The sequence below is a fragment of the Acidovorax sp. LjRoot38 genome (assembly GCF_964252975.1).
Classification (GTDB): domain Bacteria; phylum Pseudomonadota; class Gammaproteobacteria; order Burkholderiales; family Burkholderiaceae_C; genus Acidovorax; species Acidovorax facilis.
Genome location: NZ_CAXUPT020000006.1, coordinates 331,295 through 349,186, shown reverse-complemented (window position 1 = coordinate 349,186; position 17,892 = coordinate 331,295). Strand labels below are relative to the sequence as shown.

The following is a 17,892-nucleotide window of genomic DNA, read 5'->3' as shown; positions in this document are numbered from 1 at the left end:
AGTGGGCGTGTGGAAGGGCTTGTCAGCTGTTCATTCGGCTACCGCCCAGCCGCCGCCCAGCGCCTTGTAGAGGCGCACATGGTCTGCCGCGACCGCAGCCGTGGTGGTGGCCACGCTCTCTTGGGTGGACAGCAGCGTGCGCTGAGTCTCCAGCACCGACTGAAAGTCGATGAGACCACTGCTGTAGCGCTGCTGCGCCAGCAGGGCGGCGTTGCGGGCGGCGTCGGCGGCGGCCGTCAGTCGCTCCAGCTTTTCCCGGTCGCCACGCAAGGCCACCAGCGCGTTCTCCACATCCTGCAGGGCCGTGAGCACGGTGGCTTCGTAGGCTACGCGGGCCTGCTCCAGCGCGGCAGACTGCACGCGCACCTGGGCGCGGGCGGCGCCGCCATCCAGCAGCGGGATGGACACGCTGCCCAGCAAGGCGCTGGTTACCGCACTGCCCCCCGACAACGCGCCCAGCGTGAGGGCACGCAGGCCCAGCGAGCCACCGAGGGAGAAGCTGGGGTAGCGCGCCGCATCGGCCTGCGACACGCGCGCCAGGGCGGCAGCAATGCGCTGCTCGGCCGCACGCACATCGGGCCGCTGGCGCAAGGTCTCGGCAGGGATCGCCAAGGCGAGCTCTGCGGTCGGCTGAGGCACGGGGGCACTGGCGGCCAGGGTAGCGTCGAGCGCGCCGGGCACCTGGCCTGTCAGCACGGCCAAGCTGTAGCGCGACTGCGCCAGGCTGGCTTCCAGGCTGGGAATCTGCGCGGCGGTCTGCTCGGCCGCTGCACGGGCCTGCTCGGTGACGAGCGAGGTAGTGAGCCCGGCCTGCAGGCGCCACTGGGTGATCTGCAGCGTCTCCTGCTGGCTGGCCAGGTTGCTGCGCGCAATGGCCAGGCGCTGCTGCAGCCCGCGCAGCTCGATGTAGTTGACGGCCACCTCGGCCGCCAGCGACACCTGAACGTTAGCCAGGCTGGCCTCGGCCGCACGGGCATCGGCCTCGCTGGCGTTCACACCGCTGCGCACGCGGCCAAACACATCGGGCTCCCAGCTCGCATCAAAACCGGCCTGGAAGGTGTTGCCCGTGCTGTTGCTGGCCCGGCTGCGCTGCGCCGAAGCCGATGCACCCACGCTGGGCAGCAGGCCGGCCGACTGCACATCCACCTGCGCACGCGCCTGCTGCAGCGCGGCCTGGGCGGTGCGCACGCTGCTGTTGGCGCGCAAGGCTTGCTCGACCAGCGAGGTAAGCACCGCATCGTCAAACCGCTGCCACCACTGGGCCAGGGATGTCGCCGTAGCCCCTTGCGCTGTGCCACTGCCCCCCGCAGACCAGGCCGGGGGAACGGCCACTGCGGGCAATGCGCGATCCGTGGGTGCCAGGCTGGCACACCCGGCGGTAGCTAGCACGCACAAAAACAAGGCCGTTTGCCTCCACGGCACAGCACGCAAAGGTTGCGCTGCGCGGGCAGTGGGTGTGCCGGGAGAGGCCAGTGGGAGAAAACGCATGGGCAATGGCTACGCAGGGGAAAACCCCATTGTGAGCAGCGATTGCGCCAACAACGTACCCACTGGGTCAATCCCGCGTAAAGAATTGATGCAAGGCAAAGCTCACGCCACTGCATGTCGATGCATACGCATGCGTAGAACGGGTGAGCGTGCTTTGCCGCGCAGACGGCCCCACACGCAAGGTGCCGGGGTGCCGCTCAGTGCGCGAGCCGCGATTCGTCCCGCAACAGCACCACCGGCGCCAATGCGCGGGCCCGGTATTCGCTGGGGCTGCACCCCACATGCGAGCGGAACGCGCGGCTGAAATGCGCGCTGTTGCTAAAGCCCCAGGACAGCGCAATGTCAGTGACCGAGCGCTGCGCATGCGCCGGGTGGCGCAGGTCGCGCAGACAGGCCTCCAGGCGGCGGCGCTGGATCATGGCGGCCAGGGTTTCCTCGTCATCGGCCACCGCGTTGTACAGGTGCCGCTTGCTGCAGTTGAGAGCCTGGGCCATGCGGTCGATGGTGAGGTCGGGGTCGCCCAGGTGGCGGTCGATGTACTGGCTGATGCGGTCACGCAGGGCCTCACGCTGCGACAGCAGGCTTTGCTGCCCGTTGCGCTCCAGCAGCGACAGCTGCACCAGGTGCGTGATCACATCGGCCACGCCATCGGCGGCGGCGTCGGACATGGTGGGCAGCTCGGCGAAGGCGGCACGCATGGTGTCCCAGGCCAGCCGCGACACGCCGCTGGTGCCCGAAAACCGCTGCACCATCAGGTCATCGAGCTTGAGCTTGCGCTCGGGCAGTTGTTCCTTGGGGATCATCAGCACCATCTGGCGAACGGCCTCGGGGTTGCTCACGGCATAGGCGCGTGTGGTGTCGTACACGCTCCACTCACCCGGCGACAACCATACCTGGCGACCGTTCTGCTCGAAGCACGCGCGCCCCTCCAGCTGCGCCACCACCTTGATGTAGGCCCGGTCGCTGCCCCGAATGAGGCTGGGGGTGCGCACCACGCGGTGGCGGCTCACGTCCAGCTGGCACAGGTTCACATAGCCCGCCTGGCCCGAGGTGATGTGGCCAGCAAAGGCATCGTCACCAAACGCGTCGGACTCCAGCCCGCCAATCAGGCGCCACACCGCATCGCCCCACAGGTGCAGGCGGTCGCGCGCAGGCACTGCGTCGGTGGATACCTCGGTCAGGGGATGGGCCATGGTGTCTCCAGTGCGGGTTGCGCAAGCCTGATGGTTATGCAGCTGAATTATCGGACGCCCCGTTACCCCGTGCCACCGAGGGAAATCCGGGTAAACCCGCTGCCGCCTGCACGCTGAGGCAAGCGTTTTGTGCACGCTGAGCGCAGCGCGCATGAGCGCGTCTGCCTACGATTCCCGGCACGGCGTGCACCACGCAGGCCCCATCCGAGGAGACACACAATGACAGCACACCAACCCTCCAAGCGCCAGTGGATCAAAGGGGCCGCCGCCACGGTCGGCACCCTGGCCGTGGCCCCGCAACTGTGGGCCCAAGGCAGCAGCGCGGCACCCGTGCGCATCGGTTATGCCATTGCCCGCACCGGCCCCTGGGCGGCCGGTGCCCAGGTGAGCCAAGAGCCCAACTACCTGCTGTGGGCCGAGCAGGTGAACGCGGCGGGCGGCCTGAGCGTGAAAGGCACCAAGCGCCCCATCGAACTCATTGGCTACGACGACCGCAGCGAAACCGAAACCTGCGTGCGCACCTACGAAAAGCTGATGGGCAGCGACAAGGTGGACCTGATCCTGCCGCCCTGGGGTTCGGGCGCCAACTTCGCCATCGCGCCGCTGGCCAACCGCTTTGGCTACCCGCTGCTGGCACCCACGGCGCTGTCGCGCAAGCTGATCGACATGAACCTGCCCTATTTCTTCTCGCTGCTGCAGCAGCCCGACAAGATGATGGGTGCGCTGGTGGACATGCTGGTGGCCAACAACGTCAAGACCATTGCCATCGTCTACATGGACGACCTGTTTGGCCTGGAGAACTTTGCCGCGCTGAACAACGCCCTCAAGAAGACCAGCATCCAGGTGCTGGAGCGCAAGAGCTACCCGCTGGGCGTGAAGGACCTGGCGCCCGTGCTGCGCGGCATCAAGGACCAGAACCCCGACGCCTTCATCGGCATCACGTACCCGCCCGACACCATCCTGGCCAGCCGCCAGGCGCGCGAGGTGGGCCTGAACCCCAAGTTCTTCTACGCTTCGGTCGGCACGGCCTTCCAGCTGTACAAGAACGTAATGCAGGCCAACACCGAAGGCGTGATCGGCATGGGCTCGTGGAGCGTGAAGACCAGCCCCGAGGCCAAGGCCTACTTCGACGCGCACGTGAAGAAGTTCAACAAGGAGCCCGATCGCTGGGCCAGCGGCCATGCCTGGGCAGGCCTGCAGATCCTGCAGCAGGCCGTGGAGAAGGCGGGCCTGGACCGCAAGGCGCTGCGCGAGCAGATCGCCAAGAACGAGTTCAAGACCATCCTGGGCGGCATCCGCTTCCAGGGCAGCGAGAACGCGTCAATCCCCGGCACGGTGAGCCAGTGGCAGGGAAACGACTTCGAAGTCGTGTGGCCCAAGGACCGCGCCACGGCGCAGTTGAACACCGCGAAACCAGCCTGGAAATAACAAAGTGTCTCTGACTTCCTGGGCCGAACTGGTCGCCAGTGGCCTCATTACCGGCGGCATCTATGCGCTGGTGGCCATGGGCCTGAACCTGCAGTACGGGCTGATGCGCATCATGAACATCTCGCATGGCGAGTTCCTGATGCTGGGCGCATTCCTCACCTGGTCCGCGCACACCCTGTGGGGCATCTCGCCACTGCTGCTGATGCCGCTGGCTTTCATCGCGCTGTTTGCGCTGGGCGTGGTGGTGCATGCGCTGTGCTTCAAGCGCCTGGCCGCCCGCGCACCCAATGTGGACGTTTTCGAGGCGCGCAGCCTGATGGTGGGCTTTGGCCTCATGTTCCTGGTGCAGAACACCGCGCTCCTGATCTGGGGCGGCGATCTGCGTGGCTATGAATACCTGGCCGACCCGGTGCAGATCGCGGGTATGCGCTTCACCGAGAACAAGCTGGTGCTGTTCGGCGTGGCGCTGGCGCTGTCGGCCGCGCTGATCGCGCTGCTCAAGCTCACGCTGCTGGGCAAGGCCGTGCGGGCGCTGATGCAGTCGCCCACGGGCGCGCAGCTGGTGGGCATCAACACGCGGCGCCTGCATCCCATGATGTTTGGCATTGGACTGGGCCTGTCGGGCGTGGCGGGTGCGCTGCTCTCGATGACGTACGAGATTTCTCCGTCGATGGGCGAGCCCTACACCGTGACGGCACTGATCGTCATCACGCTGGGCGGCTTTGGCAGCCTGGCGGGCAGTCTGGCCGGTGGCCTGCTGCTGGGCGTGGTCGAGGCGCTGGGCATGCACTTCAGCAGCCCGTCTCTCAAGATGCTGCTGAGCTATGCAGTGTTCATCGGCGTGCTGATCTGGCGCCCCAACGGACTGTTCTCCAAAAAATGACTTCCCTTCATTCCAACAAGCCTTGGCTGGCCTTGGCAGCGGGGGTGGCGGTGGTCGCCACCCTGCCCTGGCTGGTGTCCGAGTTCGCCACCTCGGTGCTGCTCAGCTGCCTGATGTACATCGCGCTGGCCACCAGCTGGTCGCTGTTCTGCGGCGCCACCCGCTACCTGTCGCTGGCCACGTCGGCCTTCTTCGGCATTGGTGCGTACACCAGCGCCACGCTGCTGGACGTGCTGCCCTGGCCGCTGGTGATTCTGAGCGGCGCACTGATCGCCACCATCGTGGCCGTGGTGATGGGGGCTGCCGTGCTGCACCTGCGCGGCACCTACTTTGCAGTGCTCACCTTCGGCATGACCGAGCTGATCCGCCACGCGGTGACCTTTGTCGAAAAACAGGTGTCGGGCACCGTGGGCCGCGTGCTCACGGTGGTGCCCAGCAACGAGACGGTGTACCTCACGGTGCTGCTGATCGCGGCGGCGGCCATTGCCACCGCGATTGCCATCCAGCGCAGCCGGTTTGGCCTCGCACTGGCAGGCATCGGCGCCGACGAGCAGCGCGCCCAGACGCTGGGCGTGGACACGCGCCTGGCCAAGATCGCGGGCTTTGGCATCACCGCCGCCTTTGCAGGCGCCGTGGGCGCGGCCATGGCCGTGCGCTGGACCTACATCGAGCCCGCAGCCGTGTTCAGCCCCTTCATCGGTTTCCAGACGGTGTTGATCGCGCTGATTGGCGGTGCCACCAGCATCGGCGGCCCCATCCTGGCGGCCATCGTGTTCAGCCTGCTGGCAGAAACCCTGCGCCTCCAGCTGCCCTACGGCTACATGATGGTGCTGGGCCTGCTGCTGATTCTGTGCGTGATGTACTTGCCCAATGGCCTGGCCACGCTGTGGCAACGGCGCAAGCCTGCTGAGGGAGCGCACCATGGCTGAAGCACTTTTGACCATTGACAGCGTGACCGTGCGCTTTGGCGGCCTGACTGCCGTGGATGGCGTGAGCGCCACGCTGCACAAGGGCGAGCTGATCGGCATCATCGGCCCCAACGGTGCGGGCAAGACCACGTTCTTCAACGCCATCTCGGGCGTGCAGCCGCCCACATCCGGCACGCTGGTGAGCGGCACCGACAACCTCACCGGCAAGGGCCCGCACCACTATGCGGCCCATGGCATTGCGCGCACCTTCCAGACGCCGCGCGTGTTCCCCGACATGACGGTGCGCGACAACGTACGCTTTGGCATGCAGTTCGCGGGCCGCCACCGCCAGGGGCCCGAAGGCCTGCGCAGCGAAGGCGAGATCCTGGCCATGCTGGGCCTGGCGCACCTGGCCGACCGCCCTGCCGCCGATGTGACGCCTTCGCAGCAGCGCCTGCTGGAGATCGGCATGGCCCTGGGCACACGCCCGCGCCTGTTGTTGCTCGACGAGGTGGCTGCGGGCCTGACAGAGGCCGAGGTGGACGCCATGGCCCAGCGCATCCGCCGCCTGCGCGATGACTGGGGCCTGACCGTGGTGTGGATCGAGCATGCGGTGACCACGCTGCTCAAGTATGTGGAGCGCGTGCTGGTGCTGCACCAGGGCCGCAAGATTGCCGACGGCACGCCCGCCGAGGTGGTGCGCGACCCGCAGGTGATCGAGGCCTATCTGGGTGACGAAATGACCCACAGCGCAGAACACGCGGAACAAGGAGCCACGGCATGACCGGAGCACACCTCACCGTGCAGAACCTGACCACGGGCTACCACGGCTTTCAGGTGCTGCAAGACCTGGCACTGGAAGCCGCGCCCGGCATCACCGTCATCGTCGGCCCCAACGGCGCAGGCAAGACCACGCTGCTCAAGGCGCTGGCAGGCCTGCTGCCGCGCCAGGGCACCGTGCAACTCGACGGCCAGGCCGTGCCCGCAATGAATGCCACGGCATGCGTGCAACGCGGTCTTGCGCTGGTGGCAGAAGGCCGCCAGCTTTTCCCGCAGATGACGGTGACCGAGAACCTGGAACTGGGCGGCTGGCTGGTGCCGTCACGCGTGCGCGCCGAGCGGTTGCATCAAGCGTTTGAAGACTTTCCCCGCCTCAAGGAGCGCGCCACGCAGCTCGCAGGCACTATGAGCGGCGGCGAGCAGCAGATGGTAGCCGTGGCCCGCGCCATGATGAGCGGCCCGCGCCTGTTGATGCTGGACGAGCCCTCGCTGGGCCTGGCGCCGCGCATGGTCGATGAGCTGCTCGCCATCGTGCAGCGCATTGCCGCACAGGGCGTCACCGTGCTCATGGTGGAGCAGAACGTGCGCAAGGCGCTGCAGATTGCACAGCGCGGCTATGTGCTGGAACGCGGGCGCATCGCGGCCTCGGGCGAAGCATCAACCCTGCTGCAGTCCGACGTGGTGCGCCAAGCCTATCTGGGCGTGACCTGAATACCTTCCCCCCTTTTTTCATCTGTTCTTTTTAGGAGCTTTCATCCATGACTGCCATTGCCATGTTGATCAACGGCAAGCGCGTGCAAGCCATCGGCGGCGCCACGTTTGAGCGTCGCAACCCGCTGGACGGATCGGTCGCCACCACGGCACCCGCTGCCAGCGTGGCCGACGCCAAGGCCGCTGCCGACGCAGCCGCCAAGGCCTTCCCGGCCTGGTCGGCCCTGGGCCCCAACGCGCGCCGCGCGCTGCTGCTCAAGGCAGCACATGCGCTGGAGGCCCGCACGGCCGACTTTGCGGTGGCCATGGCCGCAGAGACCGGCGCCTCCGGCATGTGGGCAGGATTCAACGTGCACCTGGCCGCTGGCCTGCTGCAAGAAGCCGCCGCACTCACCACACAGATTGCGGGCGAGGTGATCCCCTCCGACGTGCCCGGCAGCCTTGCCATGGGCGTGCGCCAGGCGGCGGGCGTGGTGCTGGGCATTGCACCGTGGAACGCACCCGTCATCCTGGGCGTGCGCGCCATCGCCACCCCGCTGGCCTGCGGCAACACGGTGATCCTGAAAGGGTCGGAACTGTGCCCTGCCACCCACGGCCTCATCATCGAAGCCCTGCAGGAAGCCGGTTTGCCTGCCGGGGTGGTGAACTTTGTGACCAACGCGCCCGCCGACGCTGGTGCCGTGGTCGAAGCCATCGTGGCCCACCCGGCAGTGCGCCGCATCAACTTCACCGGCTCCACCAAGGTGGGCCGCATCATTGCGCAGACCTGCGCCAAGTACCTCAAGCCCGTGGTGCTGGAGCTGGGCGGCAAGGCCCCCCTGCTGGTGCTGGACGATGCGGACATCGATGCTGCCGTCGCAGGCACCGTGTTCGGCGCATTCGCCAACTCGGGCCAGATCTGCATGTCCACCGAACGCATCATTGTGGACAACGCGGTGGCAGACGAGTTCGTGGCCAAGCTGGGCGAGCGCGCCAAGGCTCTGCCCCTGGGCGACCCGCGCAAGGGCCCGGTGGTGCTGGGCTCGGTGGTGGACATGACCACGGTGCAGCGCTGCAACGCCCTGATCGACGACGCGCTGGCCAAGGGCGCCACGCTGGTCTGCGGTGGCAAGAGCGACAGCACGCTGATGCAGGCCACGGTGCTCGACCACGTGACGGCCGAGATGGACATCTACCGCGAAGAATCGTTCGGCCCCGTCAAGCCCGTGGTGCGCGTGAACGGCGTCGAGGAAGCCATTGCCTGCGCCAACGACAACGAGTTCGGCCTGTCCTCCGCCGTTTTCAGCCGCGATGTGGCCAAGGCCTGGAACGTGGCCGCGCGCATCGAGTCGGGCATCTGCCACATCAACGGCCCCACGGTGCACGACGAAGGGCAGATGCCGTTTGGTGGCGTGAAAAGTTCGGGTTACGGCCGCTTTGGCGGCATGGCGGGCGTGCGCGAGTTCACCGAGTTGCGCTGGATCACGGTGCAGACGACACCCCGCCACTACCCCTTTTGAAAATCAAAAAAGATAGCTGCTAACGCTTGCTGGACAGGCGGTAGCGGCCTTTTTTATTCAGATAATCAAACCGTGATCGCATCCAGCGGCCAGCGCGGCTTCACGTCAAAGGCGTAGTCGGTGTTGGCCTGCTGCTGCCCTGCCTGCAGCCGCATGGCCGCCGCCATGGCAATCATGGCGCCGTTGTCGGTGCACAGGTGCAGCTCAGGGTAGTGCACGCGCACCTTGGCCGCGGCGCAGGCCGCATTGAGTTGCGCACGCAGGTGCCGGTTGGCCCCTACGCCACCGGCGACCACCACGCGCTTCAGACCGGTCTGCTTGAGCGCAGCCAGCGTCTTCTTCACCAGCACTTCGACAATCGCAGCCTCGGTGCTCGCCGCCAGGTCGGCCTTGCGTGCCTCCAGCTCATCGCCCAACTTCTTGGCCTGCGTGAGCACCGCCGTCTTGAGCCCGGCAAAAGAGAAATCGAGGTTGCCACTGTGCAACAGCGGGCGCGGCAGCTTGAAGGCTGCGGCATCGCCCTGCTCAGCCAGGCGCGAGAGCGCTGGCCCACCCGGGTAGCCCAGGCCCATGAGCTTGGCCGACTTGTCGAACGCCTCGCCAGCCGCATCGTCAATGGTCTCGCCCAGGATCTCGTAGCGGCCCACGCCGTCCACACGCATCAGCTGGGTGTGGCCGCCCGACACCAACAGGGCCACAAAAGGGAATTCAGGCGGGTCGGCGCTGAGGAAGGGCGACAGCAGGTGCCCCTCCAGGTGGTGCACACCCAGCACCGGCTTGTCCAGTGCAGCGCCCAACGCGCACGCCACGCCCGCCCCCACCAGTAGCGCACCGGCCAGGCCCGGCCCGCGGGTGTAGGCCACCACGTCCACATCGGCCAGCGACTGGCCGGACTCGGTCAGCACCTGCGTGGCCAACGGCAACACGCGGCGGATGTGGTCACGGCTGGCCAGCTCGGGCACCACGCCACCGTAGGCCTGGTGCATCTCAATCTGGCTGTGCAGCGCGTGCGACAGCAACGTGGGCACAGCATTGCCCGTGGAACGGACCAATGCCACGCCCGTTTCGTCGCACGAAGATTCAATACCGAGGATCAGCAAGCTCATGCCCCGAGTGTAAAACCCGGCCCCGTTCAGGGTCGGATGCAAAAACCCCTGCTGGCAGTCGCCAGCAGGGGTTGTGCGGATGGATGGCGCTTGCCGACGCGGCGGCTTGCTTACCAGCGGTCCGAACGCATGCGCAGTTCCCAGCTTCCGCTGCGCAGTTCATACACGCCCACGGCGCCGTAGCGCTGTTCGCCCTTGTCGTCCCAGGTCATGGTGCCGATCACGGGCGCATAGCCGTTGATGCTGTGCATGGCCTTGGTGATCGCTTTCGGATCTGCCGACTTGGCCTTCTGGATGGCGGCTGACAGCACATAGGTGCTGTCGTAGCTGTAGTGGCCGCCATAGGCCGGGGGCTTCTTGTAGGCCTCGATGTACTTTTCGAGGAAGGGCTTGCCGGTGGTGAACTCCTTGGCTTCCAGTACGGGCGATGTGGCGTAGACGCCTTCGACCATGCCCATGGCCTTGGTCATGTCGGTGGTCTTGATGGTGTCCCCGCCCAGCAGGCTGACCTTGGTGTGGTCCACCTTGCGCAGGGCTTCGAGCAGAGCCAGGGCCTGAAAGTCGTTGAGGGTGGACACGATGACCTCGACCTTGGCGGCCTTCAGCTCGCCAGCCAGTTCGTCGAAAGCCACCGTCTTGTCGTCAAACGACTTGCGCACCACCACTTCCTTCTTTTCAGCCTTGAGCTGCTCGGCAGCCCCGTCGGCCAGGCCTTTGCCGTAAGGCGTGCCATCGTCCAGCGCGGCGTAGCGGGCGGCACCCAGCTGTGTGGCGGCAAACGAGCCGATAGCGCGTGCCTGCAAGGTGTCATTGGCCACCATGCGGAAGGTGGTTGGGAAGCCGAGTTGCGTGAACTTGGGGTTGGTGGAGATGGCGATCTGGGCGATGTCCTTGGCGGCGTAAATCGGAGCCGTCTCAATGCTCACCCCCGAATTCAGGTGCCCGATCACCGCAACCACACCTGAGTCCACCAGCTGCTGCGCCACGGTCTTGCCGGTGGCGGCGTCGGCCTTGTCGTCCACCGACACCACCTCCAGCGTCACACGCTTGCCGTCCACGGTGTAGCCGCCCTTGTTCAGTTCTGCCACGGCCAGGTTGACGCCGTTGAGCAAATCCTGCCCCAGCGCGCCCAAGGGGCCGGAGAGGGGCTGGGCCACGCCGATCTTGATGGTGTCGGGCACCTTGCTGCAGCCTGTCAGCACCAGCAGCGCGGATACCGCCACGGTGGTCAGGGCCAAGCCGGCAGAGATACGCCGCCGGTCAATGTGCTTGTTCATGCAAATCCTCTTGAATGGGTCAATGTGACCAGATGTATATGCGATGCGACCGGGTAGCTGCTATCGGGTATGCCCTGCCCATCGACAAACTATTAGCAAGTTTCAGGCCTTGGAAGCTGTCACAACCTGCTGCCAGCCTGCAGCCCCGGAACGCACCGCTTCGATGCACCATTTTGTGGCGTAAAAATTGCTTATGCTCCTGGGTATGAACGAGTCTCTGCGCATCGTGGTGGTTGCCCCGGATCTGGCAGTCGCCGACCCCGCCGACGAACACGCCGTACTTCAGGCGGAACGGTCGCGGGCGCTGCGCATTGGGTTGCTGGAGAACAACTTCAACCTGGTGGCCACCCTGCCTGCCGATGTCTTCCTGAGCGAGCGCATCGCCCAGCTGCAGCCCGACCTCATCATCGTGGACGCCGAAAGCGAGGCGCGCGACGCGCTCGAACATGTGGTGATGGCCACGCGCGACGAGCGGCGCCCCATCGTGATGTTCACCAACGACGAGGACACCTCGCACGTGAAGGACGCGGTGGCGGCGGGCGTGTCGGCCTACATCGTGGCGGGCCTGGCGCCCCAGCGCATCCGCCCCATTCTGGACGTGGCCATGGCGCGCTTCCAGCACGAACAGGCGCTGCGCGCCGAGCTGGCCGACGCCAGGACCGAACTCAAGGACCGCAAGACCATCGACCGCGCCAAGGGCCTGCTCATGCAGCGCCAGGGCCTGAGCGAACAGGCCGCGTACGAGAAACTGCGCAAGACCGCCATGGACAAGGGCCTCAAGCTCGTGGACGTGGCCCAGCGCATGCTCGATGTGATGGATCTGCTGGGGTAGGCAGGTGACATCCCCCTGAGGCGCTGCGCGCCTTCCCCCTTCTCTCGAATCGCTGCGCCATTCGGGAAGGAGGGACGATGCCCTCGCTGCGGGGCGGCCCTTGCTTGGCATCCCTCGCCTAGGCCAAGCCCAGCTCAACCAGCTTCTCCCAGATGGTGCGCCGCACAAACGCAGTGCAGCCAGCGCGCATGCACCAACCCTGACCATTGCAGGCCAAAAAAGGCCGTTTGCGCCTTTCCAGCATGCCTAGGCAGCTATCAAAAGCATAGTAATTGTGGCGCCAAACTGGCGAAAACAGGCTGGCACGCTGCTTGCATTAACCCTGGCAAGACCAAAGACGGTCCCACCACTGACAGCACTGACCCAATGGCGGGCCGGTGCTGACACAAGGCCCCCCAATGGGCTTTGCCATGGACAAAGGCGTCCCTCTCCGAAGCTCGTTTGCGCATGCAACCAGGCCAGGGGAGGACGCCTTTTTTGTTTTCTAACGCACCGAGGAACCGCCCCATGACCGATCTGTTGAAAACCAGCCTCAACCGCCGCACCGTACTGCAGGCCGCCACCGTGGGCGCCGTGGGCGTGAGCCCCGCCCTGCGCGCCTTGGTGCATGCCCAGGGTTCGGACGCCCCCGAGAAGAAGGAAGTGAAGATCGGCTTCATCCCGCTGACCGACTGCGCCAGCGTGGTAATGGCCTCGGTGCTGGGCTTTGACAAGAAGTATGGCGTGACCATCATCCCCACCAAGGAAGCATCGTGGGCCGGTGTGCGCGACAAGCTGGTGAATGGCGAACTCGACTTTGCCCACGTGCTGTATGGCCTGGTGTACGGCGTGCACATGGGCACGGCCGGCCCCAAGAAGGACATGGCCGTGCTGATGAGCCTGAACAACAACGGCCAGGCGATCACGCTGTCCAAGGCACTGGCCGACAAGGGCGCGGTGGATGGCCCGTCCCTGGCCAAGTTCATGGCCGCCAACAAGCGCGAGTACACCTTCGCAGGCACCTTCCCGACCGGCACCCACGCGATGTGGATGCACTACTGGTTGGCCGCCGCCGGCATCAACCCGCTGTCGGGCGCCAAGCTGATCACCGTGCCGCCACCCCAGATGGTGGCCAACATGCGCGTGGGCAACATGGATGGATTCTGCGTGGGCGAACCCTGGAACCACCGCGCCATCATGGATGGCATCGGAGTGACCGCCAACACCACCCAGGACATCTGGAAGGACCACCCCGAGAAGGTGCTGGGCACCTCGGCCGATTTCGTCAAGAAGAACCCCAACACCACCCGCGCCGTGATGATGGCCGTGCTGGAAGCCAGCCAGTGGATTGACGCCAGCCTGTCCAACAAGATGAAGATGGCCGAAACGGTGGCCCAGAAGTCCTACATCAACACCAGCGTGGACGCCATCAACCAGCGCATCCTGGGCCGCTACCAGAACGGCATGGGCAAGACCTGGGACGATCCCAACCACATGAAATTCTTCAACGACGGCGCGGTGAACTTCCCCTACCTGTCGGACGGCATGTGGTTCCTGACGCAGCACAAGCGCTGGGGTTTGATCAAGAGCCACCCCGACTACCTGGCCGTGGCCAAAGAGATCAACCAGGTGGACCTGTACAAGTCGGTTGCCAGCGCCATGAAGATCAACGTGCCCAAGGACCCCATGCGCACCGCCAAGCTCATGGACGGCGTGGTGTGGGACGGCAAAGACCCCGCCAAGTACGCCGACAGCTTCAAGATCAAGGCGTAAACGCCCTGCCCCGCCCACCCTGCCAAGGAGAACACCATGGTCAGTGCCGTCTTTCACTCCCCGTTGGATGCAGCCCCCGTGGTTGCACAGAACGCTATGAATAATGTAGCTATCAGCGCTTCACCAGCAAGCGGCAGAAGCCAAAAACAGTCCAAAACCGAAACAACGGCGAGCCCCGCCCCTGCCAGTCGCGACTGGGCGGCCCTGTCGCGCAGTTTCTGGATGGCGGTGCTGCCGCCGCTCTGTGGCCTGGGCCTGCTCATCGGTCTGTGGGCGGTGGTATCCACCACCACGGGCGGCAGCATCCCCAGCCCGGTGGAGACCTGGAAGCAGGCGCTGGAAATCTTCAGCAACCCGTTCTACCGCAATGGCCCCAATGACCAGGGCGTGGGCTGGAATGTGCTGATGTCGCTGGAGCGCGTGGCCGTGGGCTTTGGCATGGCGGCGCTGGTGGGCATTCCGGCAGGCTTCGTGATCGGGCGCTTCAACTTCCTGTCGCGCATGTTCAACCCGCTCATCAGCCTGCTGCGGCCGGTGTCGCCGCTGGCCTGGCTGCCCATTGGCCTGCTGGTCTTCAAGGGCGCCAACCCCGCCGCCATCTGGACCATCTTCATCTGCTCCATCTGGCCCATGATCATCAACACCGCCGTGGGCGTGCAGCGCGTGCCGCAGGACTACATGAACGTGGCCCGCGTGCTGAACCTGAGCGAATGGAAGATCGCCACCAAGATCCTCTTCCCCGCCGTGCTGCCCTACATGCTGACCGGCGTGCGCCTGGCCGTGGGCACCGCATGGCTGGTGATCGTAGCTGCCGAGATGCTGACCGGCGGTGTGGGCATCGGCTTCTGGGTGTGGGACGAGTGGAACAACCTCAACGTCAAGAACATCATCATCGCGATCTTCGTGATCGGCATCGTCGGGCTGGTGCTGGAGTTTGCGCTCATCAAGCTGGCCACCGCATTTACGTTTGAAGAGGTCAAAACTTGACCCACCCCGAAGCCGCGCCTGCGGCGCGTCGCCCCCTCAAGGGATGCTTTTCACGAATCGCGCTGGAGTGTGCGCTGCGGATCGGGATGGGCTGCAAGACGTAAAGCGCAGCAATAGCCGTAGCTATTGCGAGCATTTACAACGCAGCAGACCGCCCGAGGCCGCAGATGCACACGACGCGACGATTCGTGAAGAGCGTCCCTAGGACACCACCCGTGGCCCGGCAAAGCCGGTTCCACGGTGGTCCTCGAAAAAACCAGGAGCTCCTCATGCATGCATCTCTCACCACCAAGTTCATCGAAGTCCACGGCGTCGAACAGACCTTCAAGACGGCCAAGGGCCTGTTCCCCGCGCTGCGCGACATCAACCTGACGATTGCCAAGGGCGAGTTCGTGGCGCTGATCGGCCACTCGGGCTGCGGCAAGTCCACGCTCTTGAACCTGATCGCCGGGCTGACTACGCCCACCAACGGTGCGCTGCTGTGCGCCAACAAGGAGATCAAGGGCCCCGGCCCCGAGCGCGCCGTGGTGTTCCAGAACCACTCGCTGCTGCCCTGGCTCACCTGCTTCGACAACATCTACCTGGCCGTGGAACGCGTGTTTGGCGCCAAGGAAACCAAGGCCCAGCTCAAGGCCCGCACCGACGCCGCACTGGCCCTGGTGGGCCTCACGCCCGCTGGGCAAAAACGCCCCGGTGAAATCTCTGGCGGCATGAAGCAGCGCGTGGGCATTGCCCGGGCACTCTCCATGGAGCCCCAGGTGTTGCTGATGGACGAGCCCTTTGGCGCGCTGGACGCCTTGACACGCGCCAAGCTGCAGGACGAATTGCTGGAAATCGTCGCACGCACCCACAGCACCGTGGTCATGGTGACCCACGACGTGGACGAGGCCGTGCTGCTGTCCGACAAGATCGTGATGATGACCAACGGCCCGGCCGCGACGATTGGCGAAGTGCTGACCGTCGACCTGCCCCGCCCCCGCAAACGCGTGGAGCTGGCCGAAGACCCGCAGTACGTGCACTACCGCAAGGCGGTGATCGATTTCTTGTACACCCGCCAGGGGCACGTCGAAAAAGCAGCTTGAACCGCTGGGCTCCAGGCCCGACAACACGGCAAATCAAAAGGGCTCTGACCAGATCGGTCAGAGCCCTTTTTCGTTTTGTCCCCATGGCAGGGCCGTCGCACGCGCGCAACCCCAGGCCAGCGCCCCCGCGCAAGGGACGCCCCGCCGCGCTGGGGCGTCCCCCTTCCCGAATCGCGCAGCGATTCGAGAGAAGGGGGAAGGCGCGCAGCGCCTCAGGGGGTCGCCCTTCAATGAGTTCCGGTGATGTACTGCTCCAGCTGTTCAATGATGAATTTCTGCTCGGAGATGATGTCCTTGACCAAGTCCCCGATCGAGATCATGCCCACGAGTTTGCCGTTGTTGTCCACCACGGGCAGGTGGCGCAGGCGGCCGGTACTCATGATCTGCATGCACTGCTCGCTGGTCTGCTCGGGCCGCACAAAGCGTACCGAGGTGGTCATCACATCGCGCGCCAGCGTGGCGGCTGACGTGCGGCCCAGCAGGGCGATCTTTCGCGCGTAATCGCGCTCTGTGAAGATGCCCACGATGGCATCCCCCTCGGTAACCACCAGGGCGCCGATGCCCTTGTCGGCCATGAGCTTGAGCGCATCGAACACCGACGCCGTGGGCGCAATGGTGTGGACAGTGGCGTCCGGTTTGGACTGAAGAATTTTGGCGACTACGGTCATGGAACCTCCCTCGTAACACCTGGAACAGGTACAGAGAGATTTCAGCCCATAAGCCCAACGGGCGCAAGCCGCGCAAGCCCGATTTATCCCGCTTTTGGGCCCGGTGTGGCAACAGCGATGCATATGTTTCGACCCCGTTGCATTCGGCCGAACCCGAAACAAACTGAAAAGAACCGAAACGGCGACGAGACGACGCCGCAGCGCCGGCCGGGCACGATACAGCCCATGTCCAACGCACTTCCAAAGGAATCAACGCCCACCCTTCTTGCCTCGGATCGATCGCTTGCGACCGGCTGCGGGCCTGAGATTCTTCTCATCGGCCACAGGCAGGAAACAAGCGTCCAGATTGTTTCCAAAACTGGAACAGTTAGTTTGCGACCAGCTGGTTTTTCTTCATCCACCTGCGGCGTACAGTTCATCCCATCGATGAGCCGAACCCGCAAGGCGACTCACCGAACCCGGTGCGAAGCACGTTGTTTTTGATCTTCGCTCCGGCTTTTTTGAGACGCTTTTTTTAACTTCAAGGACTTTCATCATGAACAAGACTGCACGTTTTCTCTCTATCGCCGCTGTGGCTGCTTTCGCTTCGTTGGGTGCCCAGGCTGACGAAGCTGATGGTTCGCAATTTGCCCTGAAATTCGACACGAACCGCACCCGTGCCGAAGTGGTTGCCGAAGCCGCCGCCGCAGTCCAAATGCGCAGCCAGGAGCCAGCAGGCTCCCGCGTGGTGACCTACAAGTCCACGGTAGACCGCGCTGCAGTGCGTGCCGAAGCTGCCGCACAAGCCATGCGCACTGGCCGCGTGGGCCCCGCTGAAGGCGGTTGATTCACCTTTTTGAATCCACGGCTTCGCGCTTCACGTATTCCAGACACCTCGTCCCCATTTTTTGAATTTCACAGGAGTTTCACCATGAACAAGACCGCACGTTTCCTCTCCATCGCTGCTGTTGCCGCTTTCGCTTCCTTCGGTGCCCAGGCTGACGAAGCCGATGCATCGCAATTCGCCACGAAGTTCGAAACCAGCCGCACCCGCGCTGAAGTGATGGCTGAAGCCTCCACCGTGCCCCAGACCAGCGGCGCCATCCCCGTCGGTTCGCGTGCTCTGGTCTACACCTCCACGGCTGACCGCAATGCAGTGAACGCTCAGGCTGTGGACGCGCTGCGCACCGGCAAGATCTCTTCCGGCGAAATCGGTTCGCTGTAATTTGCCGGGTCTGCGCCGTGGCGCAGACTCTGGATTGCAAATGCAAAAAAGGCCGAGGCCCCGCATGGGACCTCGGCCTTTTCTATTGCCGGGG

Annotated in this window: 17 protein-coding genes; 12 read left to right on the top strand and 5 right to left on the bottom strand. The window is 65.0% G+C overall.

The genetic code is table 11. From position 1 onward, the window contains the following. Window positions 1–30 precede the first annotated feature (30 nt). A complete protein-coding gene (locus ACSQ22_RS13960) occupies window positions 31–1,389 on the bottom strand; it encodes an efflux transporter outer membrane subunit (RefSeq protein ID WP_436130677.1) in 1,359 nt (452 codons plus the stop codon). A gap of 296 nt (window positions 1,390–1,685) precedes the next feature. Continuing rightward, window positions 1,686–2,681, bottom strand: a complete 996-nt coding sequence (locus ACSQ22_RS13955) for a helix-turn-helix domain-containing protein (RefSeq protein WP_431152357.1) — start codon at window positions 2,679–2,681, stop codon at window positions 1,686–1,688. 219 nt (window positions 2,682–2,900) lie between these two features. On the opposite strand from ACSQ22_RS13955, the gene ACSQ22_RS13950 reads away from it, so the two are divergent. Genes ACSQ22_RS13950 through ACSQ22_RS13925 form a run of 6 tightly spaced genes read left to right on the top strand, consistent with a single transcriptional unit; the run spans window position 2,901 to window position 8,890 of the window. Then, on the top strand, window positions 2,901–4,109 hold the full coding sequence (locus ACSQ22_RS13950; protein WP_436130661.1) for an amino acid ABC transporter substrate-binding protein: 1,209 nt from the start codon (window positions 2,901–2,903) through the stop codon (window positions 4,107–4,109). Between the two features lie 4 nt (window positions 4,110–4,113). After that, entirely contained in the window at window positions 4,114–4,992 is an 879-nt protein-coding gene (locus tag ACSQ22_RS13945) for a branched-chain amino acid ABC transporter permease (RefSeq protein WP_108498983.1), read from the top strand. Beyond that, the gene (locus ACSQ22_RS13940) at window positions 4,989–5,921 is read left to right on the top strand and encodes a branched-chain amino acid ABC transporter permease (RefSeq protein ID WP_436130660.1); all 933 of its coding nucleotides are present in this window, start codon (window positions 4,989–4,991) and stop codon (window positions 5,919–5,921) included. The genes ACSQ22_RS13945 and ACSQ22_RS13940 overlap by 4 nt, the downstream gene beginning before the upstream one ends. Then, on the top strand, window positions 5,914–6,684 hold the full coding sequence (locus ACSQ22_RS13935) for an ABC transporter ATP-binding protein (RefSeq protein ID WP_436130659.1): 771 nt from the start codon (window positions 5,914–5,916) through the stop codon (window positions 6,682–6,684). Before ACSQ22_RS13940 ends, ACSQ22_RS13935 begins: the two co-directional genes overlap by 8 nt. Continuing rightward, complete coding sequence (locus tag ACSQ22_RS13930; RefSeq protein ID WP_436130658.1) at window positions 6,681–7,391, top strand: ABC transporter ATP-binding protein; 711 nt, start codon at window positions 6,681–6,683, stop codon at window positions 7,389–7,391. Before ACSQ22_RS13935 ends, ACSQ22_RS13930 begins: the two co-directional genes overlap by 4 nt. A 47-nt stretch (window positions 7,392–7,438) precedes the next feature. Beyond that, window positions 7,439–8,890: an aldehyde dehydrogenase gene (locus tag ACSQ22_RS13925; protein WP_436130657.1), complete on the top strand. Its 1,452-nt coding sequence runs from the start codon at window positions 7,439–7,441 to the stop codon at window positions 8,888–8,890. Window positions 8,891–8,955: 65 nt separating this feature from the next. On the opposite strand, the gene tsaD is transcribed toward ACSQ22_RS13925, so the two are convergent. After that, a complete protein-coding gene (gene tsaD / locus ACSQ22_RS13920; protein ID WP_228900132.1) occupies window positions 8,956–9,996 on the bottom strand; it encodes a tRNA (adenosine(37)-N6)-threonylcarbamoyltransferase complex transferase subunit TsaD in 1,041 nt (346 codons plus the stop codon). A gap of 110 nt (window positions 9,997–10,106) precedes the next feature. Further along, window positions 10,107–11,273 carry a branched-chain amino acid ABC transporter substrate-binding protein gene (locus tag ACSQ22_RS13915; RefSeq protein ID WP_121419415.1) on the bottom strand — a complete coding sequence of 389 codons (1,167 nt, stop codon included), beginning with the start codon at window positions 11,271–11,273 and terminating at the stop codon, window positions 10,107–10,109. A gap of 205 nt (window positions 11,274–11,478) precedes the next feature. On the opposite strand from ACSQ22_RS13915, the gene ACSQ22_RS13910 reads away from it, so the two are divergent. From ACSQ22_RS13910 to ACSQ22_RS13895, 4 genes are all read left to right on the top strand, one after another. Beyond that, window positions 11,479–12,105 carry an ANTAR domain-containing response regulator gene (locus ACSQ22_RS13910; RefSeq protein WP_436130656.1) on the top strand — a complete coding sequence of 209 codons (627 nt, stop codon included), beginning with the start codon at window positions 11,479–11,481 and terminating at the stop codon, window positions 12,103–12,105. A 507-nt stretch (window positions 12,106–12,612) separates the two neighbouring features. Beyond that, window positions 12,613–13,857, top strand: a complete 1,245-nt coding sequence (locus tag ACSQ22_RS13905; protein WP_121419413.1) for a CmpA/NrtA family ABC transporter substrate-binding protein — start codon at window positions 12,613–12,615, stop codon at window positions 13,855–13,857. A gap of 36 nt (window positions 13,858–13,893) precedes the next feature. After that, a complete protein-coding gene (gene ntrB, locus ACSQ22_RS13900) occupies window positions 13,894–14,844 on the top strand; it encodes a nitrate ABC transporter permease (protein ID WP_436130655.1) in 951 nt (316 codons plus the stop codon). Between the two features lie 269 nt (window positions 14,845–15,113). Beyond that, window positions 15,114–15,926, top strand: a complete 813-nt coding sequence (locus ACSQ22_RS13895) for an ABC transporter ATP-binding protein (RefSeq protein WP_306554784.1) — start codon at window positions 15,114–15,116, stop codon at window positions 15,924–15,926. A 227-nt stretch (window positions 15,927–16,153) separates the two neighbouring features. Here ACSQ22_RS13895 and ACSQ22_RS13890 read toward each other — a convergent pair whose 3' ends face one another. Next, window positions 16,154–16,594 carry a CBS domain-containing protein gene (locus tag ACSQ22_RS13890; protein ID WP_121507105.1) on the bottom strand — a complete coding sequence of 147 codons (441 nt, stop codon included), beginning with the start codon at window positions 16,592–16,594 and terminating at the stop codon, window positions 16,154–16,156. Window positions 16,595–17,129: 535 nt separating this feature from the next. Between ACSQ22_RS13890 and ACSQ22_RS13885 the strand changes: the two genes are divergently transcribed. Then, window positions 17,130–17,420: a DUF4148 domain-containing protein gene (locus tag ACSQ22_RS13885; RefSeq protein WP_055400238.1), complete on the top strand. Its 291-nt coding sequence runs from the start codon at window positions 17,130–17,132 to the stop codon at window positions 17,418–17,420. Between the two features lie 84 nt (window positions 17,421–17,504). Beyond that, the gene (locus ACSQ22_RS13880; protein ID WP_055400235.1) at window positions 17,505–17,798 is read left to right on the top strand and encodes a hypothetical protein; all 294 of its coding nucleotides are present in this window, start codon (window positions 17,505–17,507) and stop codon (window positions 17,796–17,798) included. The last annotated feature ends 94 nt before the right edge of the window (window positions 17,799–17,892 follow it).